This window comes from Shewanella sp. Isolate8, from assembly GCF_022398495.1.
Taxonomy (GTDB): domain Bacteria; phylum Pseudomonadota; class Gammaproteobacteria; order Enterobacterales; family Shewanellaceae; genus Shewanella; species Shewanella aquimarina.
Window position 1 is genome coordinate 336674 of the sequence record NZ_JAKEVI010000001.1, and the last position, 13889, is coordinate 350562.

General features: G+C 55.7%; 14 protein-coding genes. 6 read left to right on the forward strand and 8 right to left on the reverse strand.

Annotated elements, in window-relative coordinates:
• Positions 1 to 126 precede the first annotated feature (126 nt).
• Both ahpF and L1D43_RS01420 read left to right on the forward strand, forming a co-directional pair.
• On the forward strand, positions 127 to 1692 hold the full coding sequence (gene ahpF, locus L1D43_RS01415) for an alkyl hydroperoxide reductase subunit F (protein WP_239849664.1): 1566 nt from the start codon (positions 127 to 129) through the stop codon (positions 1690 to 1692).
• 111 nt (positions 1693 to 1803) lie between these two features.
• On the forward strand, positions 1804 to 2988 hold the full coding sequence (locus L1D43_RS01420; protein ID WP_239849665.1) for a GGDEF domain-containing protein: 1185 nt from the start codon (positions 1804 to 1806) through the stop codon (positions 2986 to 2988).
• A gap of 47 nt (positions 2989 to 3035) precedes the next feature.
• Here L1D43_RS01420 and L1D43_RS01425 read toward each other — a convergent pair whose 3' ends face one another.
• From L1D43_RS01425 to L1D43_RS01440, 4 genes are all read right to left on the reverse strand, one after another.
• Positions 3036 to 3440, reverse strand: a complete 405-nt coding sequence (locus L1D43_RS01425) for a hypothetical protein (protein ID WP_041510135.1) — start codon at positions 3438 to 3440, stop codon at positions 3036 to 3038.
• A gap of 208 nt (positions 3441 to 3648) precedes the next feature.
• Positions 3649 to 3846 carry a hypothetical protein gene (locus tag L1D43_RS01430; protein WP_011864602.1) on the reverse strand — a complete coding sequence of 66 codons (198 nt, stop codon included), beginning with the start codon at positions 3844 to 3846 and terminating at the stop codon, positions 3649 to 3651.
• A gap of 108 nt (positions 3847 to 3954) precedes the next feature.
• Positions 3955 to 5373: a cytochrome C biosynthesis protein gene (locus L1D43_RS01435; protein WP_239849666.1), complete on the reverse strand. Its 1419-nt coding sequence runs from the start codon at positions 5371 to 5373 to the stop codon at positions 3955 to 3957.
• Between the two features lie 230 nt (positions 5374 to 5603).
• Complete coding sequence (locus L1D43_RS01440; protein ID WP_239849667.1) at positions 5604 to 6041, reverse strand: hypothetical protein; 438 nt, start codon at positions 6039 to 6041, stop codon at positions 5604 to 5606.
• Between the two features lie 323 nt (positions 6042 to 6364).
• Between L1D43_RS01440 and L1D43_RS01445 the strand changes: the two genes are divergently transcribed.
• The 4 genes from L1D43_RS01445 to chrA all read left to right on the forward strand — a co-directional run bounded on the left by L1D43_RS01445 (position 6365) and on the right by chrA (position 10638).
• The gene (locus L1D43_RS01445) at positions 6365 to 6832 is read left to right on the forward strand and encodes a MarR family transcriptional regulator (RefSeq protein WP_239849668.1); all 468 of its coding nucleotides are present in this window, start codon (positions 6365 to 6367) and stop codon (positions 6830 to 6832) included.
• Positions 6833 to 6865: 33 nt separating this feature from the next.
• Positions 6866 to 8107, forward strand: coding sequence for an FAD-dependent oxidoreductase (locus L1D43_RS01450; RefSeq protein WP_239849669.1), 1242 nt, complete (start codon positions 6866 to 6868; stop codon positions 8105 to 8107).
• A 42-nt stretch (positions 8108 to 8149) separates the two neighbouring features.
• Positions 8150 to 9289 (forward strand): 23S rRNA (uracil(747)-C(5))-methyltransferase RlmC, encoded by a 1140-nt coding sequence (rlmC, locus tag L1D43_RS01455; RefSeq protein ID WP_239849670.1) that lies wholly within the window; start codon positions 8150 to 8152, stop codon positions 9287 to 9289.
• Positions 9290 to 9441: 152 nt separating this feature from the next.
• Complete coding sequence (gene chrA / locus L1D43_RS01460; RefSeq protein WP_239851009.1) at positions 9442 to 10638, forward strand: chromate efflux transporter; 1197 nt, start codon at positions 9442 to 9444, stop codon at positions 10636 to 10638.
• A gap of 34 nt (positions 10639 to 10672) precedes the next feature.
• On the opposite strand, the gene L1D43_RS01465 is transcribed toward chrA, so the two are convergent.
• The 4 genes from L1D43_RS01465 to L1D43_RS01480 are packed head-to-tail and all read right to left on the reverse strand — an operon-like array spanning position 10673 to position 13830.
• On the reverse strand, positions 10673 to 11911 hold the full coding sequence (locus tag L1D43_RS01465) for an ATP-binding protein (protein WP_239849671.1): 1239 nt from the start codon (positions 11909 to 11911) through the stop codon (positions 10673 to 10675).
• On the reverse strand, positions 11908 to 12612 hold the full coding sequence (locus L1D43_RS01470; protein WP_239849672.1) for a response regulator transcription factor: 705 nt from the start codon (positions 12610 to 12612) through the stop codon (positions 11908 to 11910). Before L1D43_RS01470 ends, L1D43_RS01465 begins: the two co-directional genes overlap by 4 nt.
• Entirely contained in the window at positions 12609 to 13004 is a 396-nt protein-coding gene (locus L1D43_RS01475) for a DUF3019 domain-containing protein (protein WP_239849673.1), read from the reverse strand. Before L1D43_RS01475 ends, L1D43_RS01470 begins: the two co-directional genes overlap by 4 nt.
• On the reverse strand, positions 12994 to 13830 hold the full coding sequence (locus L1D43_RS01480; RefSeq protein WP_239849674.1) for a MipA/OmpV family protein: 837 nt from the start codon (positions 13828 to 13830) through the stop codon (positions 12994 to 12996). The genes L1D43_RS01475 and L1D43_RS01480 overlap by 11 nt, the downstream gene beginning before the upstream one ends.
• Positions 13831 to 13889: the final 59 nt, after the last annotated feature.

Sequence of the window (13889 nt, forward strand, 5' to 3'; positions counted from 1 at the left end):
GCGAAAGCCAAAATCGTTTAATCATCATTCTTTTTCATTGCCGGTTCACCTCCCCCTGCATGCGAGCCGGCAATTTTTCCCTATGTTTTGGCTCCCTATGGGAGCCACTTTTTCCTAGGAGTTATCATGTTAGATGCGAATGTGAAAAATCAGCTGACTACCTATCTGCAAAACCTCAAGCGCCCAGTTGAACTTGTCGTATCGGCAGATGAGCGTCCTAAAGCAAAAGAACTATTGTCGTTGGCAACCGATATTGCCGCGCTTTCCCAATTAGTGTCATTGACCCAAGTTGAGGGTGAGCGCACTCCGTCGATGACAGTGACCAGCCCTGACGCCGGTAGTCAGATCCATTTTGCCGGTCTGCCCATGGGGCACGAGTTTACCTCTCTGGTGCTGGCACTGCTGCACACAGGTGGCCATCCTATCAAGCTCGCCCCCGAGGTGATCGAGCAGATCCGCGACCTGCCGGGCGAGTATCGCTTCGAGACCTATGTGTCACTCAGCTGTCAAACCTGTCCCGAGGTGGTGCAGGCGCTCAACATGATGTCGGCGATCAACCCTAATATTCAAAACACCATGATAGACGGCGCCCTGTTCCAGGATGAAGTGAACGAGCGCAATATCATGGCGGTGCCCTCTGTTTACCTTAACGGCGAGCCGTTTTCTGTCGGTGGTATCAGCGTGGTCGAGATCCTCAATAAGCTGGATGTTAACGCGGCCAGTCGTCAGGCGGAAAAGCTCAGCCAGAAAGAGGCCTTCGATGTGCTTGTGGTCGGTGGTGGCCCAGCTGGCGCCTCTGCAGCCATCTATGCGGCCCGTAAGGGGCTGAGAACCGGCATCCTGGCGGACAAATTTGGCGGCCAGGTGGCCGAGACTGTGGGTATCGAAAACTTTATCTCGGTCAAGGCGACCGAAGGGCCTAAGCTGGTGGCTAATCTGGAAGCCCATGTTCACGACTATGATGTCGATATCATGGATAACCAACGCGCCCTGAGCCTCAAGTCAGGCGAGCTGTTTGAGATCCAGACCGAAAGCGGCGCACTGCTGCGCAGCAGGACGGTACTCTTGGCTACGGGCGCCCGCTGGCGCGAGATGAATGTACCGGGTGAGAAAGAGTACCGCGGCAAAGGCGTCGCCTACTGCCCACACTGTGATGGCCCGCTGTTTAAGGGCAAGCGTGTCGCCGTGATTGGCGGCGGTAATTCTGGCATTGAGGCGGCCATAGATCTGGCCAATATCGTCGAGCATGTCACCGTACTGGAGTTCGACAGCAAGCTACGCGCCGACGAGGTGTTGCAGCGTAAGGCGGCTTCCATGGGCAATATAGACATCATCACCCAGGCGATGACCACAGAAGTGGTGGGCGATGGCACACGGGTACAAGGCCTGAACTACACAGACAGAGCCACGGGTGAGCAGCACCATGTACCGCTGTCGGGGATCTTCGTGCAGATTGGCCTGGTGCCAAATGCCGAGTGGCTCAAGGGCACGGTCGATCTCAGCGAACGCGGCGAGATCATGGTCGATGCCAAGGGCCAGACCTCATTGCCGGGGGTATTTGCCGCGGGCGATGTGACCGATTCGGCCTTTAAACAGATCATTATCGCCATGGGCAGCGGCGCAACGGCCTCCCTGGGTGCCTTCGACTATCTGATCCGTCTCGGCGAGCCGGCGGAGTCGGTTGCGGCTTAGGGAACAAATTGCTACAGATAAACAGCCAGCTTTATGCTGGCTGTTTTTTTATTCGTCTTTATAATTACTTAAGCTTATGACGATAGCAGAAGAGGGGCGGGCGCAGATACGATGAACAGTAAGCCAAAAAGCTTTGACGAACTCCTGACCCAAGAGACTCACCTCTATCTTTGCCGCTCGGTGAAGTGGACCGCCTATCTCTCGGTGTTCCTGCTGGTTGCCATCTTCCTCGCGACCATGCTTCAGAAGCATCATGTTTTAACCCTACAGGATCTCTTGGTATTGCAGATGCCCACTCTGTGTATCGCCCTGTTTGGGTTGGCGGGGATTCTCTATCGTCAGCCTGAGCAGCATCGCATGGGGCTAGTGCTGGCTTACCTCTTGGTACTCGAAGTCGCCTGGATCTATTTTGTGATTGGACATTACTGGCTGACCAGCACCTTAAGTATTCAATGGGAATATAGCTCCCTTGCCGCAGTCGATTCTGTTGTCGATGTCTTGGTGTTTACCTTTGCCATCTCTCTCTATCCCCTGCGCGGCTGGCTCTTGGTGAGCGTGGTGCCCTTGCTGACGGTGAGTATGGTGACGCGGCTTATCGAGATCCCGGAAAATCCCATTTTTGCCGTCACTAAGTTTATCTGTCTCTTTGTGATCATACTTACCGGGCAGAAGGTGTTGCTGCAGTGGTTTCGTAAGGCAATTCTGCGTAACGCCGAGAAATTGCAGCTATTGCAACAATTTAAGCGGATGGCCTTGATAGACGGCCTGACTGACCTGAGCAATAGACGCCATTTCGACGAGGTGCTGGCCCTTGAGATCAAGGCGTCCGAGCGCACCGGCGACCCCCTGAGCATCATCTTACTGGATGTGGATTTCTTTAAACGCCTCAACGATAGCCTGGGCCATGGCGAAGGCGATCGCTGTTTGATTCGGCTCGGTGAGGTGCTGCGCGGCGTGGCGTCTCGGCCTAGAGATCTGGCGGCGCGCTATGGCGGTGAGGAGTTTGCCATCATATTGCCCGATACCGATCTCGATGGGGCGCGTCATATTGCCGAGCAGATCCGTAATGGGCTAAAGAGCGCCGAGATTCCCCATCCAGACTCGATGCTGGGGGATTATGTCACCGTCTCTCAAGGGGTCAGCCTTTGGCAACCTGGGCTGGATGCCAACGAGCTGCTGGCCAGCGCCGATAGGTTGCTCTACCTGAGTAAGTCCCAGGGGCGGGATCGGTTTAACTGTGGGGTAGCCAAGGTGGAGGAGGCCGACGACAAGCTTGTCAGCCACCACTTAGCCTGATCCCTGTGAATCTCCCTGAGTGCAAGGCAGGCAGAAGGGACTTTGCTTCAGCTATATTTGGCATCTATGGCTTTGAGTGAGCGTAAAAACAGTCCCAGGCCGCCCACGGCCAGAACCAGGATGACCAAGAGGTCGAAGGTGGTCATGGTCCTGAGATTGAACCTCACACTGGCCAGCACGCCGAAGATAAGCGCCGTGAGTGACCCCAGGGTCAAAAGCCAACCCAGCAGATTTCTGGCGTTGTAGAAGATGATGCCTATGCCAAAGATCAGCGGGATCAGTATGGTGCCCCCGGTGATCCCCATGCCGCCGACGTTGTACAGTCGATAACCAAGGCTAAAGTTTGACGTCACGGAAATGGCGTTCAGCAGCAGGTAGAAACCGCCGCACATCATTACCAGGCCCACTAAAAACAGGCCTATTCCTCCGGAACTGCCGCCGGCTCCTCTCATTCGTCTATCCTCCATGTGTAAGCTTCCACTTTCTATTCCAAGTACTGGCTACATTGCATCGCTTCGATGAGCGCTATGATAAGCGCCTTAGTGACCGGATTGGCTCAGCTTAATATGTTTTGCCGCAAGGTGATAGTCGTCACCTGTATGTTTTGAGCCACTATAAAAAAAGCCCTCATGATGAGGGCTTTACGAAGTTCGCTCTGATTTAAGCTGTGGTATTAATGTTGTGACCACTATTTCCCACAGGCCCAGCGCTAGGCGCTGAGTCAACCGCTTCAATCAGTTGTAGTGCAATCTCTCCCTCTGCCTGCTGCTGCTCTTTGGCGAGCTGTGCAACTTTAACCCCAACGCTTCCATTGCTTAGGTTAGGTTGTAGATTACTGGTTCCAACTGTTATTGCCATGATTACCGCCTTAAACTGGGTGAGAGCCTATAGTTAACCGAAAAACTTTCGCTAAGGTTAACTATAGTGCTATCGGCAGGGTTTGGGAAAACTTTAGCCTATTCCAAATTAATTGGTGGCGCGCCGTCTCTCAAGCAACTTGCGTCCCATGCTGATGATGAAGGTGACGCCGATGGACGCGAAGATCAAGCCAATGGCCAGCCCAGCGTTTTGCAGCGCGGTCGGGTCGAGCGCCAGCATGCCGCCCAGACCTATCATCATGATCCCCGACATGAGTTTCAGGGTTTGGCCCTCTTTCTCGGTCAGCTTACGCTTGCCCAGGGTGGCGCTGAAGGCGATCACGATAGCTGCCAGTGGGATCACATAGACGATGTTGTAGAAGGCCAGGTAGAGGTAGCGCTCGAAGGCCGGCAGCTCATGCATAGAGAGTACGCTGGTGTAGATCATCGGGAAGCCCGCGGTACACAGCAGCTCATAGGCGTTGGCCAGAATGGCTAACACCACAGTGCCGGCGATCATCGCCGCCATGCTGCTGGCACTGGTGAGCTTACCCATACGCTTGATAAGGCCGGTGCGGTTTTCCGCCGACATGGAGAGGCTGACTTCCCCCTTGGTGAAGAAGTATTCCTTGATGTTGATAGCACCGGCGATCAGCGCCATGATCCCCGCCCCAAGAATGATGAGGCCACCGTCGCTACCCGCGCCCAGCAGCTCGAAGATGTTGAGCCAGGCGATCATAAACAGGAAGTAGATAAAGCCAGAGAAGAAGACGAAGATGCCACCGACGATCAACATGCGACTGCGGCTCTTGGCGTTGACCATGATAGAGAGCAAGAACAACAACACGAAGAAGGCGCAGGGGTTAAAGGCATCGACCCCGGCCAGCACCACGGTCAGCACGGGCAGTGAGAGCTGCTCGGGGGCAACCACGCCGATAAGTGGCAGCTCTATGGGTTGTATCTTAGTGGCTGGCGCGGCAGCGGTGCTTTCCTCCAGTCCCAGGTCACAGGTGCCGGGTTGGCTGCTGGCGCTACAGGTGGCAAACAGCGGCTCGCCTTCAGTGGCAGCCGTACCAGTCTGAGTCGCCTGGTCGTTATCCTCCACCACGCCGCCCAAGGCGCGATAACAGGCCTTGAGCTGCCCCAGAATAAATTGTCCGGTCACGGCCTCGCTGCTGTAGCCCACGGTAGCCTGTTCGCAGGCGGCGATATAGGGCACAGAGCGGGCGGCAACCTTGGTCTGCTCGGCGACCGCCTGCCATTTCTCCCGGGTGCCCGCCTGAGACACCATGTGTGACTCCAGTTCTATCCAGGGATATTTTTCCGGCAGGCTGTCGATAAAGGGGTGGGCCTCGGCGCAGTGGGGGCAGGTCTTAGACCAGAAGAAATAGAGCTTAATTTTCAGCTGACCGTCGGCGTCGACATAATGCCAGGTGGCATTTTGAGGTGCTGGCTGTCCTTCGGCCTGTGCGAAACTGGGTTGTGCGCTCGAGAGCATTAGAAAACAAAAAATCAGGGCTCTAAACATAATCCCTCCCCGGGAGCTGATTTGCCAAAAGACGATGACAAAGGCGTGAATCCTCTGCCTCTAGTGTACTGCGCGTGGTGGGGGAGGCTAAGTTTATGTTTCAGATTTGCAACGCAAATCTTGAAATGTACAGGAAGTGTTAACTGGCGCGGATTTTAACCTATCGTCAACTTGCCGCCTCGCCTTTTTACAGGGAGGCGGGCTCTGGAATTGTATATACCCTAAACCTATTATTTCAGCTGCTGGTGGGCTGGAGCTGTGGTGCTGGCGATGACAGTTGCCTGCTCGCTCTGCTGGCACCAGTGGATGCTCAGGGTGCGGGTATCTTCCTTGCTGGCGGTTAACAACTTGGTGACCACAGGTTGGTTGTAGTCGGCCTTGGTCAGGAAACTCTTGACCCGTTCGATGCGGCGGTTGGCGAGCCAGAAATTGTATTCTCTGAGCTTCTTATCTGTCTCGCCCTTAAAGAGGGGAAACTCCAGTAGCAGGTAACCGCTATCTGTCTGAGTCTTCTCGATCAGCTGCTGCAGCTGTTTGGCATATCGGCTATTGAAGTAAGAGCTGTTTTTCTCGAAGGGGATATCGCCAAAGCTGATGTTTTGCGGGCAGGCAGCACCGGCTTGGGCGGTAAAGAGACATGACAACATCACCAGTAGCAATCGCTTCATAGTGAACACCTCCATTGTGTTTTTAGAGTATTTAAGCTGAATTAGGAGGGGGAATTTAGGGGATTATCGCTCGAAAAGCAACCATGTTTGATGTAGGGGATGGGCGAAAATTCCAGCTTTTTTGCGTATTTAACCCGGCGTCAGGTTTCAGTCGAACCGCATCTAAATGGTTTTACTTAGTTATTTTAATAAGTCACTGTAAAGATGACAGATTATTGACTAACTATGCAGTAAAAAAATTTTTTGATAATTTTTCACTTTGGCCAGCACATGGCGTAAACTTGGTAAAAGTTGTGTGCAATTTAATAATGGCGATCCAATTCATGAGTCAATCCACGAGCCAAGATACTCAGCCTAACCCCCTGGCCCTCGAAAATCAGATCTGTTTCTCGCTTTATAGCGCTGCCAATGCCATGGTGCGTGCCTATCGTCCCTTGCTGGAGGCGCTGGACTTGACCTATTCGCAATATCTGGCGATGTTGGTCTTATGGCAAGAGCCGGGGATCAGCGTCAAGACCCTAGGTGAGCAGCTGCATCTGGATTCGGGCACCCTGACCCCGCTGCTGAAACGTTTGGAAGCCAAAGGACTGGTGACCCGTGGGCGCAGCGAGGCCGATGAGCGGGTGCGGGTACTCCAGCTGACTGATGCCGGCAAGGCGTTACAGCAGCAGGCTAGGTCTATTCCTATGCAGATGCGCTGCAAACTGGGAGGTGAGCCCGAGGAGTTTATTGAACTCAAGCGCCTGTGTGACAAGGCCTACCGTTATCTGGAAGCGGCGGGCCAGGGGTAATCTAATTAGATTCATTTAGCGAAAGGACGCGATATGCAAGCAGTGGATTTAGTAGTGATTGGCGGCGGTATTACCGGGGTGGGCATCGCCCAGTGTGCCCAGGCGGCTGGCTACTCAGTGGTGCTGCTTGAAAAGGATAATTTGGGCGAGAAGACCTCATCTAACTCGAGCAAGTTGATCCATGGCGGCCTGCGTTACTTAGAGTCGGGCCAACTTGGTTTGGTGCGCCAATCCTTGGCCGAGCGCAAGGCACTACTGACCTTGGCCCCCGAGCTGGTCAAGCCTGTGCCTTTCTATATTCCTATCTATCGGCGCAGTCAGCGCGGCCCCCTGGCCATTCGCGCCGGGTTGAGTCTGTACGCCCTGCTGAGCGAGCTGGATCCCCTGGGACAGTTTCAGTCTGTGGCGGCCAGTCGCTGGAGTGAGCTGGCCGGTCTCAAGCTTAAGGGGCTGCGCGCCGTGTTTCGTTACTGGGACGCCCAGACGGACGATGGTGCCCTGACTCGCGCGGTGGCCGAGAGTGCCAGGCAACTGGGCGCCGAGCTGCTGACCCATGTCAGCCTGGAGCAGATAGAGCATAGGCCTGATTCCTGTATCGTAAGCTTTAGTGCTGACGGCGAGCGTCGCCGCCTCAGCAGTCGCTGCGTCATCAATGCCACCGGCCCCTGGGTGAATCAGACGCTTGAGTGTGTCATCCCTAAGGTCGAGGTCTCGCCCGTTGAGCTGGTGCAAGGAAGTCACCTGGTGCTGGATATCCCAGCGCCGAGCGGCATCTTTTATCTGGAGTCTATCTTCGACAAGCGAGTGGTGTTTGTCATGCCCTGGCTGGGCAAGACAATGATAGGCACTACCGAGACCCCAATCGATAATGTGGAGGCGGCGGGGGTGACGCCAGCAGAGGAGGCCTACTTGCTGGGGATCTACCGCCATTACTTTCCCCTGTGTGAGAATGATGGCGTGCTGGAGGCGCGCATCATAGGGCGATACTGCGGCGTGCGCGTGCTGCCCAAACAAGGCGGGGAGGCATTCGATCTGCCCAGGGATACCATGATGCTGTCACGGGATACCCATCCCAACCTACTCACCGTCTATGGCGGTAAGCTCACCACCTTCAGGCACACGGCCAAGGAGGCGCTGGCCTGGGTCAAGAATCGCCGCGGCCCCAAGCCGATACGCGCCGATGTCGATAAGTTGCGCCTCACTCCCGTGACAGATGAGGCGCTGCTAAGCGAATCGCCCACGGCGACAGGTGATTTTTCTCCCCAAAAAGGCTAAAGTAGGGCGCCTTTTTTAAGCCAAGCTGCGAGCAAACCATCCGTGAAGTGTGCCTATTTCGATGCTAATCAGTGTCTTTCCTGCCGTCATATCGAGACGCCCCTGAATGAACAGGTGGCGGCGAAAACGGCGACCCTTGAGGCGCTGCTAAAGGATCTGCCCGTGGCACAGTGGCTTCCTCCCGTGGTGGGGCCCGAGAGTGGTTTTCGTAATAAGGCGAAGATGGTGGTACTGGGCGCGGCCCATGAGCCGATACTCGGACTGGTGAGCCCCAGCGGCGAGGCGGTAAGCCTGTGTGACTGTAGCCTCTATCCTCAAGATATGCAGCAGTTGCTGCACAGATTAGAGCGTTTCGTGCGCCAGGCAGGCATCCCGCCCTATAGGGTCGATAAGGCCAAGGGCGAGCTTAAGTTTATTCTGTTGACCCGCAGTCAGGTACGCGGCGAGTATATGCTGCGTTTCGTGATGCGAAGCCAGCAGGCGATTCCCCGTATCGAACGTGAACTCCCCGCGCTGCTCGCCGAGCACCCTGAGATCAAGGTGGTGTCGGTGAACCTGCAACCCGTGCATATGGCCATTTTGGAAGGTGAGGAGGAGATCTTCCTCACAGAGGCGACTCGGCTGGAGGAGGAATTTAATGGCGTGCCCCTCTACATTCGTCCCAAGAGCTTCTTCCAGACCCATCCCGAGGTGGCGGCCAAGCTCTACCTGAGCGCGCGGGAGTGGACTCGTGAGTTGGCGCCTAAGTCTATTTGGGATCTCTTCTGCGGCGTCGGCGGCTTCGGCCTGCACTGCGCCTCGAAAGAGGTAGCGCTTACCGGTATAGAGATCGAGGCTGAGGCCATCGCCTGCGCCAAGATGTCCGCCGAGACGCTGGGGCTTGATAAGGTACGCTTCACCGCCCTGGATTCGACCAGCTTTGCCAGCGACAGCCGCGGCGAAGAGAAGCCGGAGCTTATCATAGTCAACCCGCCCAGACGCGGTATCGGCGAGGCCCTGTGTCATTCGTTGAGCGAGTTCGCGCCCAAGGCGATTCTCTATTCCAGCTGTAATCCCAAGACGCTGGCCAAAGATCTACATTGCATCTCAGGCTACCGGGTGACCAAGGTGCAGCTGTTTGACATGTTCCCCCACACAGATCATTTCGAGGTGCTGGTGATGCTGCAGCGCATCGGCGACTAGCCGCTGAGCTCTCTAAGCCCGCCTAACACTTCCCGGTCTGTCATCAGACGGTCATCTGTCTGTCATAATCTCATTAACCTGTATTTCAAAAGGCTGCGCGCAACATAGCGGCGCGGCCAAATCTCGGCTCTGGCTTGACGGAGGGTGACCAATTGGGTGAGGTGTTTAAGCAGTTTCTGCTCTTGGGACTGATGAGTTTTGGGGGGCCTGCGGCCCATATAGGCTATTTTAAGCGACGTTTCGTAGATGAACTCAGCTGGCTGGATGCGGAGCGTTTCGGTGCCATAGTCGCCATGAGTCAGGTGATCCCAGGGCCGGGCTCGAGCCAGGTGGGCTTCGCCATCGGGCATCACAGGGCGGGGCTGCAAGGTGCCATCGCCGCCTTTCTCGGCTTTACCTTACCCTCCTTTCTGCTGCTCTATCTCTTGGCGGTGGCGAGTGTCAGCTGGCTGGATACCAGCTGGTTTCAGGGGCTTATCCATGGCCTCAAGTTGATGGCGGTCGTGGTGGTGACCGACGCCGTTCTGAGCATGTTTAAACAGTTCTGCCGTCGCGGCGCGACCCGGCTCTTGATGCTGCTCTGCGCCTCGCTGACCCTGTTTGTCGGCACCCTGGCTAGCCAGCTGGGCATGTTGCTTCTGGCCGGTGTGTTTGGGAGCTTGTTATTGGCACCAACAGCGCTGCAAGATGGCGAGAAGGGCGAACAGAAAGGCTTTCAAGGCGATGTTGTTGATACCTTGCGACCTCAGATGCTGCCGCTGGCGCTGTTTATCTCGCTGTTTGGCCTGTCGCTCTTCTGGCTGGGGACTGGCCATAGTCTGGCGCAGTTGTTTGCCCAGTTCTATCAGGCGGGTTCCTTGGTGTTTGGTGGTGGTCACGTGGTGCTGCCGCTACTGGAGGCGAGCGTGGGGCAGCAGCTGACCAATGAGCGTTTCCTGACGGGTTATGCCTTGGCGCAGGCGGTGCCGGGCCCCATGTTTACCCTAGCGGCCTTTCTTGGCGCCGAATCCTGGCTGGCGTCGCCGCTGGTGGGGGCCCTGGTGGCGACCCTCGCCATCTTCTTGCCGGGATTTTTGCTGCAACTCTCCTTGCTGCGCAGCTGGCATGGCTTGATGGGGCGGGCGAGATTTCGCGGCGCCATCATGGGGCTTAACGCCGCCGTGGTGGGTCTGCTGTTGGCGGCGTTGATCTCACCTGTGATAACCAGTGCCATCCTCTCCTGGCCCGATGCCTTGTTGGTGCTGGCGGGGCTGGCCTGGCAGCTGCGTTATCGCCCCAGCATTCTCATGCTCTTGCTCTGCTTCGCGCTGGCGGGGATGCTGCTCGGCGTGCTGGCTGGGCTTTTTTAGGATGAGACAAGTTTAACGCAGCGGCGAGCCGAGTCTATTTTGTTGGCTGATTGCGCCAGACTAGGGTGAGGCTGGCGCCGCCGAGTTCATCTGACTTTGCCGCCTCTAGCCGGCCCTGATGCCAGATGGCTATCTTACGGGCGATGTAGAGCCCCAGACCGTAGCCCGAGCCGTCGGATTGCTCCTTGTCCCTTGCAAAAGCGGCCAGTAGTTGCTTGCCCTTACCTTCGAAGCCGGGACCATCGTCTTCGACCGTGATCTGGCATTGATCCTTGTCGCAGCAAAAGCGCACCTGGATCTTATGTTTAGCGAAGCGCAGGGCGTTCATGATCAGGTTTTGGGTGGCGATGGTCATGGAGTTGGCATCGAACAAGGCCTGCCCATCGTCGGCGATAAACTCTATGCTTATCTTGTCTTGATAGAGGGCAAACTTCTCCTCTAACTGTTCGAGGAAGGCTTGGGTGGCGATCGTCTGTTTCTGTATTTTCGCCTCCCTGTGCTCCAGCTTGGCGAAGGAGAGGTAGTTGTTGGCCAGCTGCTCAATCTCATCGATATCGGCGTTGAGTCGCTGCCAGTATTTCTCATCTAGCTCAGCCTTGCTCAGCTGCAGGGCGAAGCGCATGCGAGCCAGGGGGGTCCTGACCTCGTGGGAGATGGTGCGCGACAGCTCCTTGTGCATCTGCAGAAAATCCACTATCTGCAGTGTGACCTCATTAAACACCTTGGCCAGGGGATAGATGGCCGAGCGCTTGTTGATCGTCTGCTCCATCTTTCTCGGGTTGGCACCGAACTCCACCGCGGATGCCTGCAGCTGGGCGAGATCCCGAAACAGGGGCCAGATAAGCAGCAGGGCCAAGCAGCCCAGGCTGGCATAGAGGGCGAAGATGATAAGCTCTGTGGGCACTGCCAGAGTGGGCTTACGCAGCACAGGGCCGAAGGCGATCACCTTGGCTGGTTCTTTGTTGTTTGAATCGCTAATCTCGGGGGCCTGGCGATAGTAGTAGGTCTTGCCGCCGCTCAGGGTGAGGGCGATGGTTTCGCCGCGGGCGAGCTTGTCGGCCAGATCTTGAGGCAGCGCGAGCTCGTCTCTGAACAGCTCGCGGATGAGAAGCTTGTTGTCTGCCTCATTCAGGCTGTGAAACACGCTGTCGATATCTATCTGGTAGGATTCTACCTGATGCTGCATGGCGCCGTGGATCTCGCTGAAAGACCAGATGATCAGCGCGCTGCTTAAGATCAGCAGGGCGTAGAGACGGTAGAATTGAAATTTCATCCCTTTTCCGAGGTCTGGGGCTGATAGTTAAACAGGTAGCCCTGGCCGTGTACCGTCTTGATGGTGAGTCCGTCTATCTGATAGCTGTCGATTTTCTTTCTCAGGCGGCTGATCTTGAGATCGATCGCCCGGTCGAGGCCATCGTAGGGGCGGCCCACATACTGCTCAAATAGATATTCGCGGCTGAGTACCTTGCCCGGGTGCTGGGCGAAGATCCACAAGAGATCGAACTCTTGAGTGGTCACCTTCTGGGGGCGATCGCCTATGGTCAGCAGTTGATGGGTATGATCTATGGTGAAGTCGTGTAGGGTGACGGCCTGAGGGGCTGCCTCGCCGGGGAATTTCCTCAGGTTGGCCTTGATGCGAGCCACCAACAGCTCAGGGTTGACCGGCTTGACGATATAGTCGCTGGCACCCAACTCCAGGCCCTTTATCTGCTCCTGCTGGCCGTCGAGGGCGGTCATGAAGATGATCACGCACTGGTAGCGCGCCTGTAACTCGGCGAACAGGCTAAAGCCATCTGTGTCGGGCAACATGATGTCACAGATAATGAGATCGAAGTTGAGATCGGCGGGCAGGTTCGCGACCGCCTGGGCCGATTCGCTGTGGGTCAGGTCGAAGCCTTGCTGCGTCAGGTAGAGCAGGGTGAGCTCGGCCAAATCCAGATCGTCTTCAATCAGGAGTATCTTAGGTTTGCTCATAACAGGTTCCAGTTGAGTCCTCGGCGTTTGCGGGTGTTGACGGGCTGATAGGTGGCGATCTGTATGGTCACCTCATCGAGCACCTTGTTGTTGAGATCTTTAATTTGTACCTGGGTGTCTTTGGTGAGAGTCAGCTCGAGCAGGTGATCCACGCTCAGGCGGTCGAAACACTGCTCTGGCTTCTCCTTGAGGGCGACCCAGATACAGGTTTGCTCCAAGGCCTCTAGTCTGTAGCTTATCTTGAGCGTTAGATGGCAGGGACTTCCCGCCTCGAGTACTGCGCAGGTCTTGGGCTTGATATTGACCTGGGTGCTATTGCCCTGGCAGTAGAAGCTGGTGGTCAGGGCCAGCAACAACATGCACTGTATCAGCTTGATGGCGTTAGAAGGCATAGCTGACTCCAATGAACCCGGATAGGTAGCCATCCTTCTCTACCATGAGGTTCTTAGTGATCTCATCTCCTAACCAAGTGTAGGTGACAATGGCTACGAAATTAATATCTTGCCACAGGGGGACATTGACGACGCCGCTGGTATGGTAGTTGATAGCCGCCGATTGGGGTTGTTGCGCCCGGCCGCGGCCCAGTTCCTCCTGGGTAAAGTGGTAGTAGTAGCTGATCAGCTGGCTGCTCTTGCGTATCGCACCGACTTCGAAACCCAGTGCCCCCCAGGAAAATGCCATGTTTTTCTTGGCCTTGAAGTGGATCTCGTTGCCCTGATGTACACCACTGATATCGTGAAAATAGCCCAGAGTGAAATCGCTGTAGGGAGTCAGCCAGGTGGTGCTGAGGCCACCCAGGTAGGAGATGTGACGCTCAATGGGTACCTCGGGGATTTCGGGACCAAACAGGGGTTGTTTGTTGGGCTTATAGCCGAGAATGTCACTCAAGAAGACCTTGTTCCAACCATCGAGTTCGAAGAAGAAGCCATCTTCGTTGAGGCGGGTCTGCAGGTCGACCAATAGGCTGTCTGACTCATACAGGCTATAGCCCAGAGTGAAGTTCTCGACATAGAAGCGGTCATCATAGTAGGACCAGCTCGGCAGGACATAGGTGGTGATATCGTCTGACTTGGCCCTGGGGTTCTCGATGCCACCATAGCCCAAGGCGAGGGTGAAATGAAATTCGCCCGTGGTAATGTCATCTATCTGCTCTTCGGCCCTAGCCTCGCTCAGGAGCAGCCCTGTGAGGAAAATAAGACCGGACAAGAGGTACTTCATGGCCTTCATCCACATCCCGAAACTGAAACTAGCATCTAAAACCATCTCAGGTTAAAAGT

Coding starts and splice junctions, on each gene's coding strand:
- L1D43_RS01435 (WP_239849666.1), bottom strand. CDS start 5,373: ATGTTTAGAGCCCTGATTTTTTGTTTTCTAATGCTCTCGAGCGCACAA.
- ahpF (WP_239849664.1), top strand. CDS start 127: ATGTTAGATGCGAATGTGAAAAATCAGCTGACTACCTATCTGCAAAAC.
- L1D43_RS01470 (WP_239849672.1), bottom strand. CDS start 12,612: ATGAGCAAACCTAAGATACTCCTGATTGAAGACGATCTGGATTTGGCC.
- L1D43_RS01480 (WP_239849674.1), bottom strand. CDS start 13,830: ATGAAGTACCTCTTGTCCGGTCTTATTTTCCTCACAGGGCTGCTCCTG.
- L1D43_RS01450 (WP_239849669.1), top strand. CDS start 6,866: ATGCAAGCAGTGGATTTAGTAGTGATTGGCGGCGGTATTACCGGGGTG.
- L1D43_RS01465 (WP_239849671.1), bottom strand. CDS start 11,911: ATGAAATTTCAATTCTACCGTCTCTACGCCCTGCTGATCTTAAGCAGC.
- L1D43_RS01430 (WP_011864602.1), bottom strand. CDS start 3,846: ATGGCAATAACAGTTGGAACCAGTAATCTACAACCTAACCTAAGCAAT.
- L1D43_RS01440 (WP_239849667.1), bottom strand. CDS start 6,041: ATGAAGCGATTGCTACTGGTGATGTTGTCATGTCTCTTTACCGCCCAA.
- L1D43_RS01475 (WP_239849673.1), bottom strand. CDS start 13,004: ATGCCTTCTAACGCCATCAAGCTGATACAGTGCATGTTGTTGCTGGCC.
- L1D43_RS01420 (WP_239849665.1), top strand. CDS start 1,804: ATGAACAGTAAGCCAAAAAGCTTTGACGAACTCCTGACCCAAGAGACT.
- L1D43_RS01445 (WP_239849668.1), top strand. CDS start 6,365: ATGAGTCAATCCACGAGCCAAGATACTCAGCCTAACCCCCTGGCCCTC.
- L1D43_RS01425 (WP_041510135.1), bottom strand. CDS start 3,440: ATGAGAGGAGCCGGCGGCAGTTCCGGAGGAATAGGCCTGTTTTTAGTG.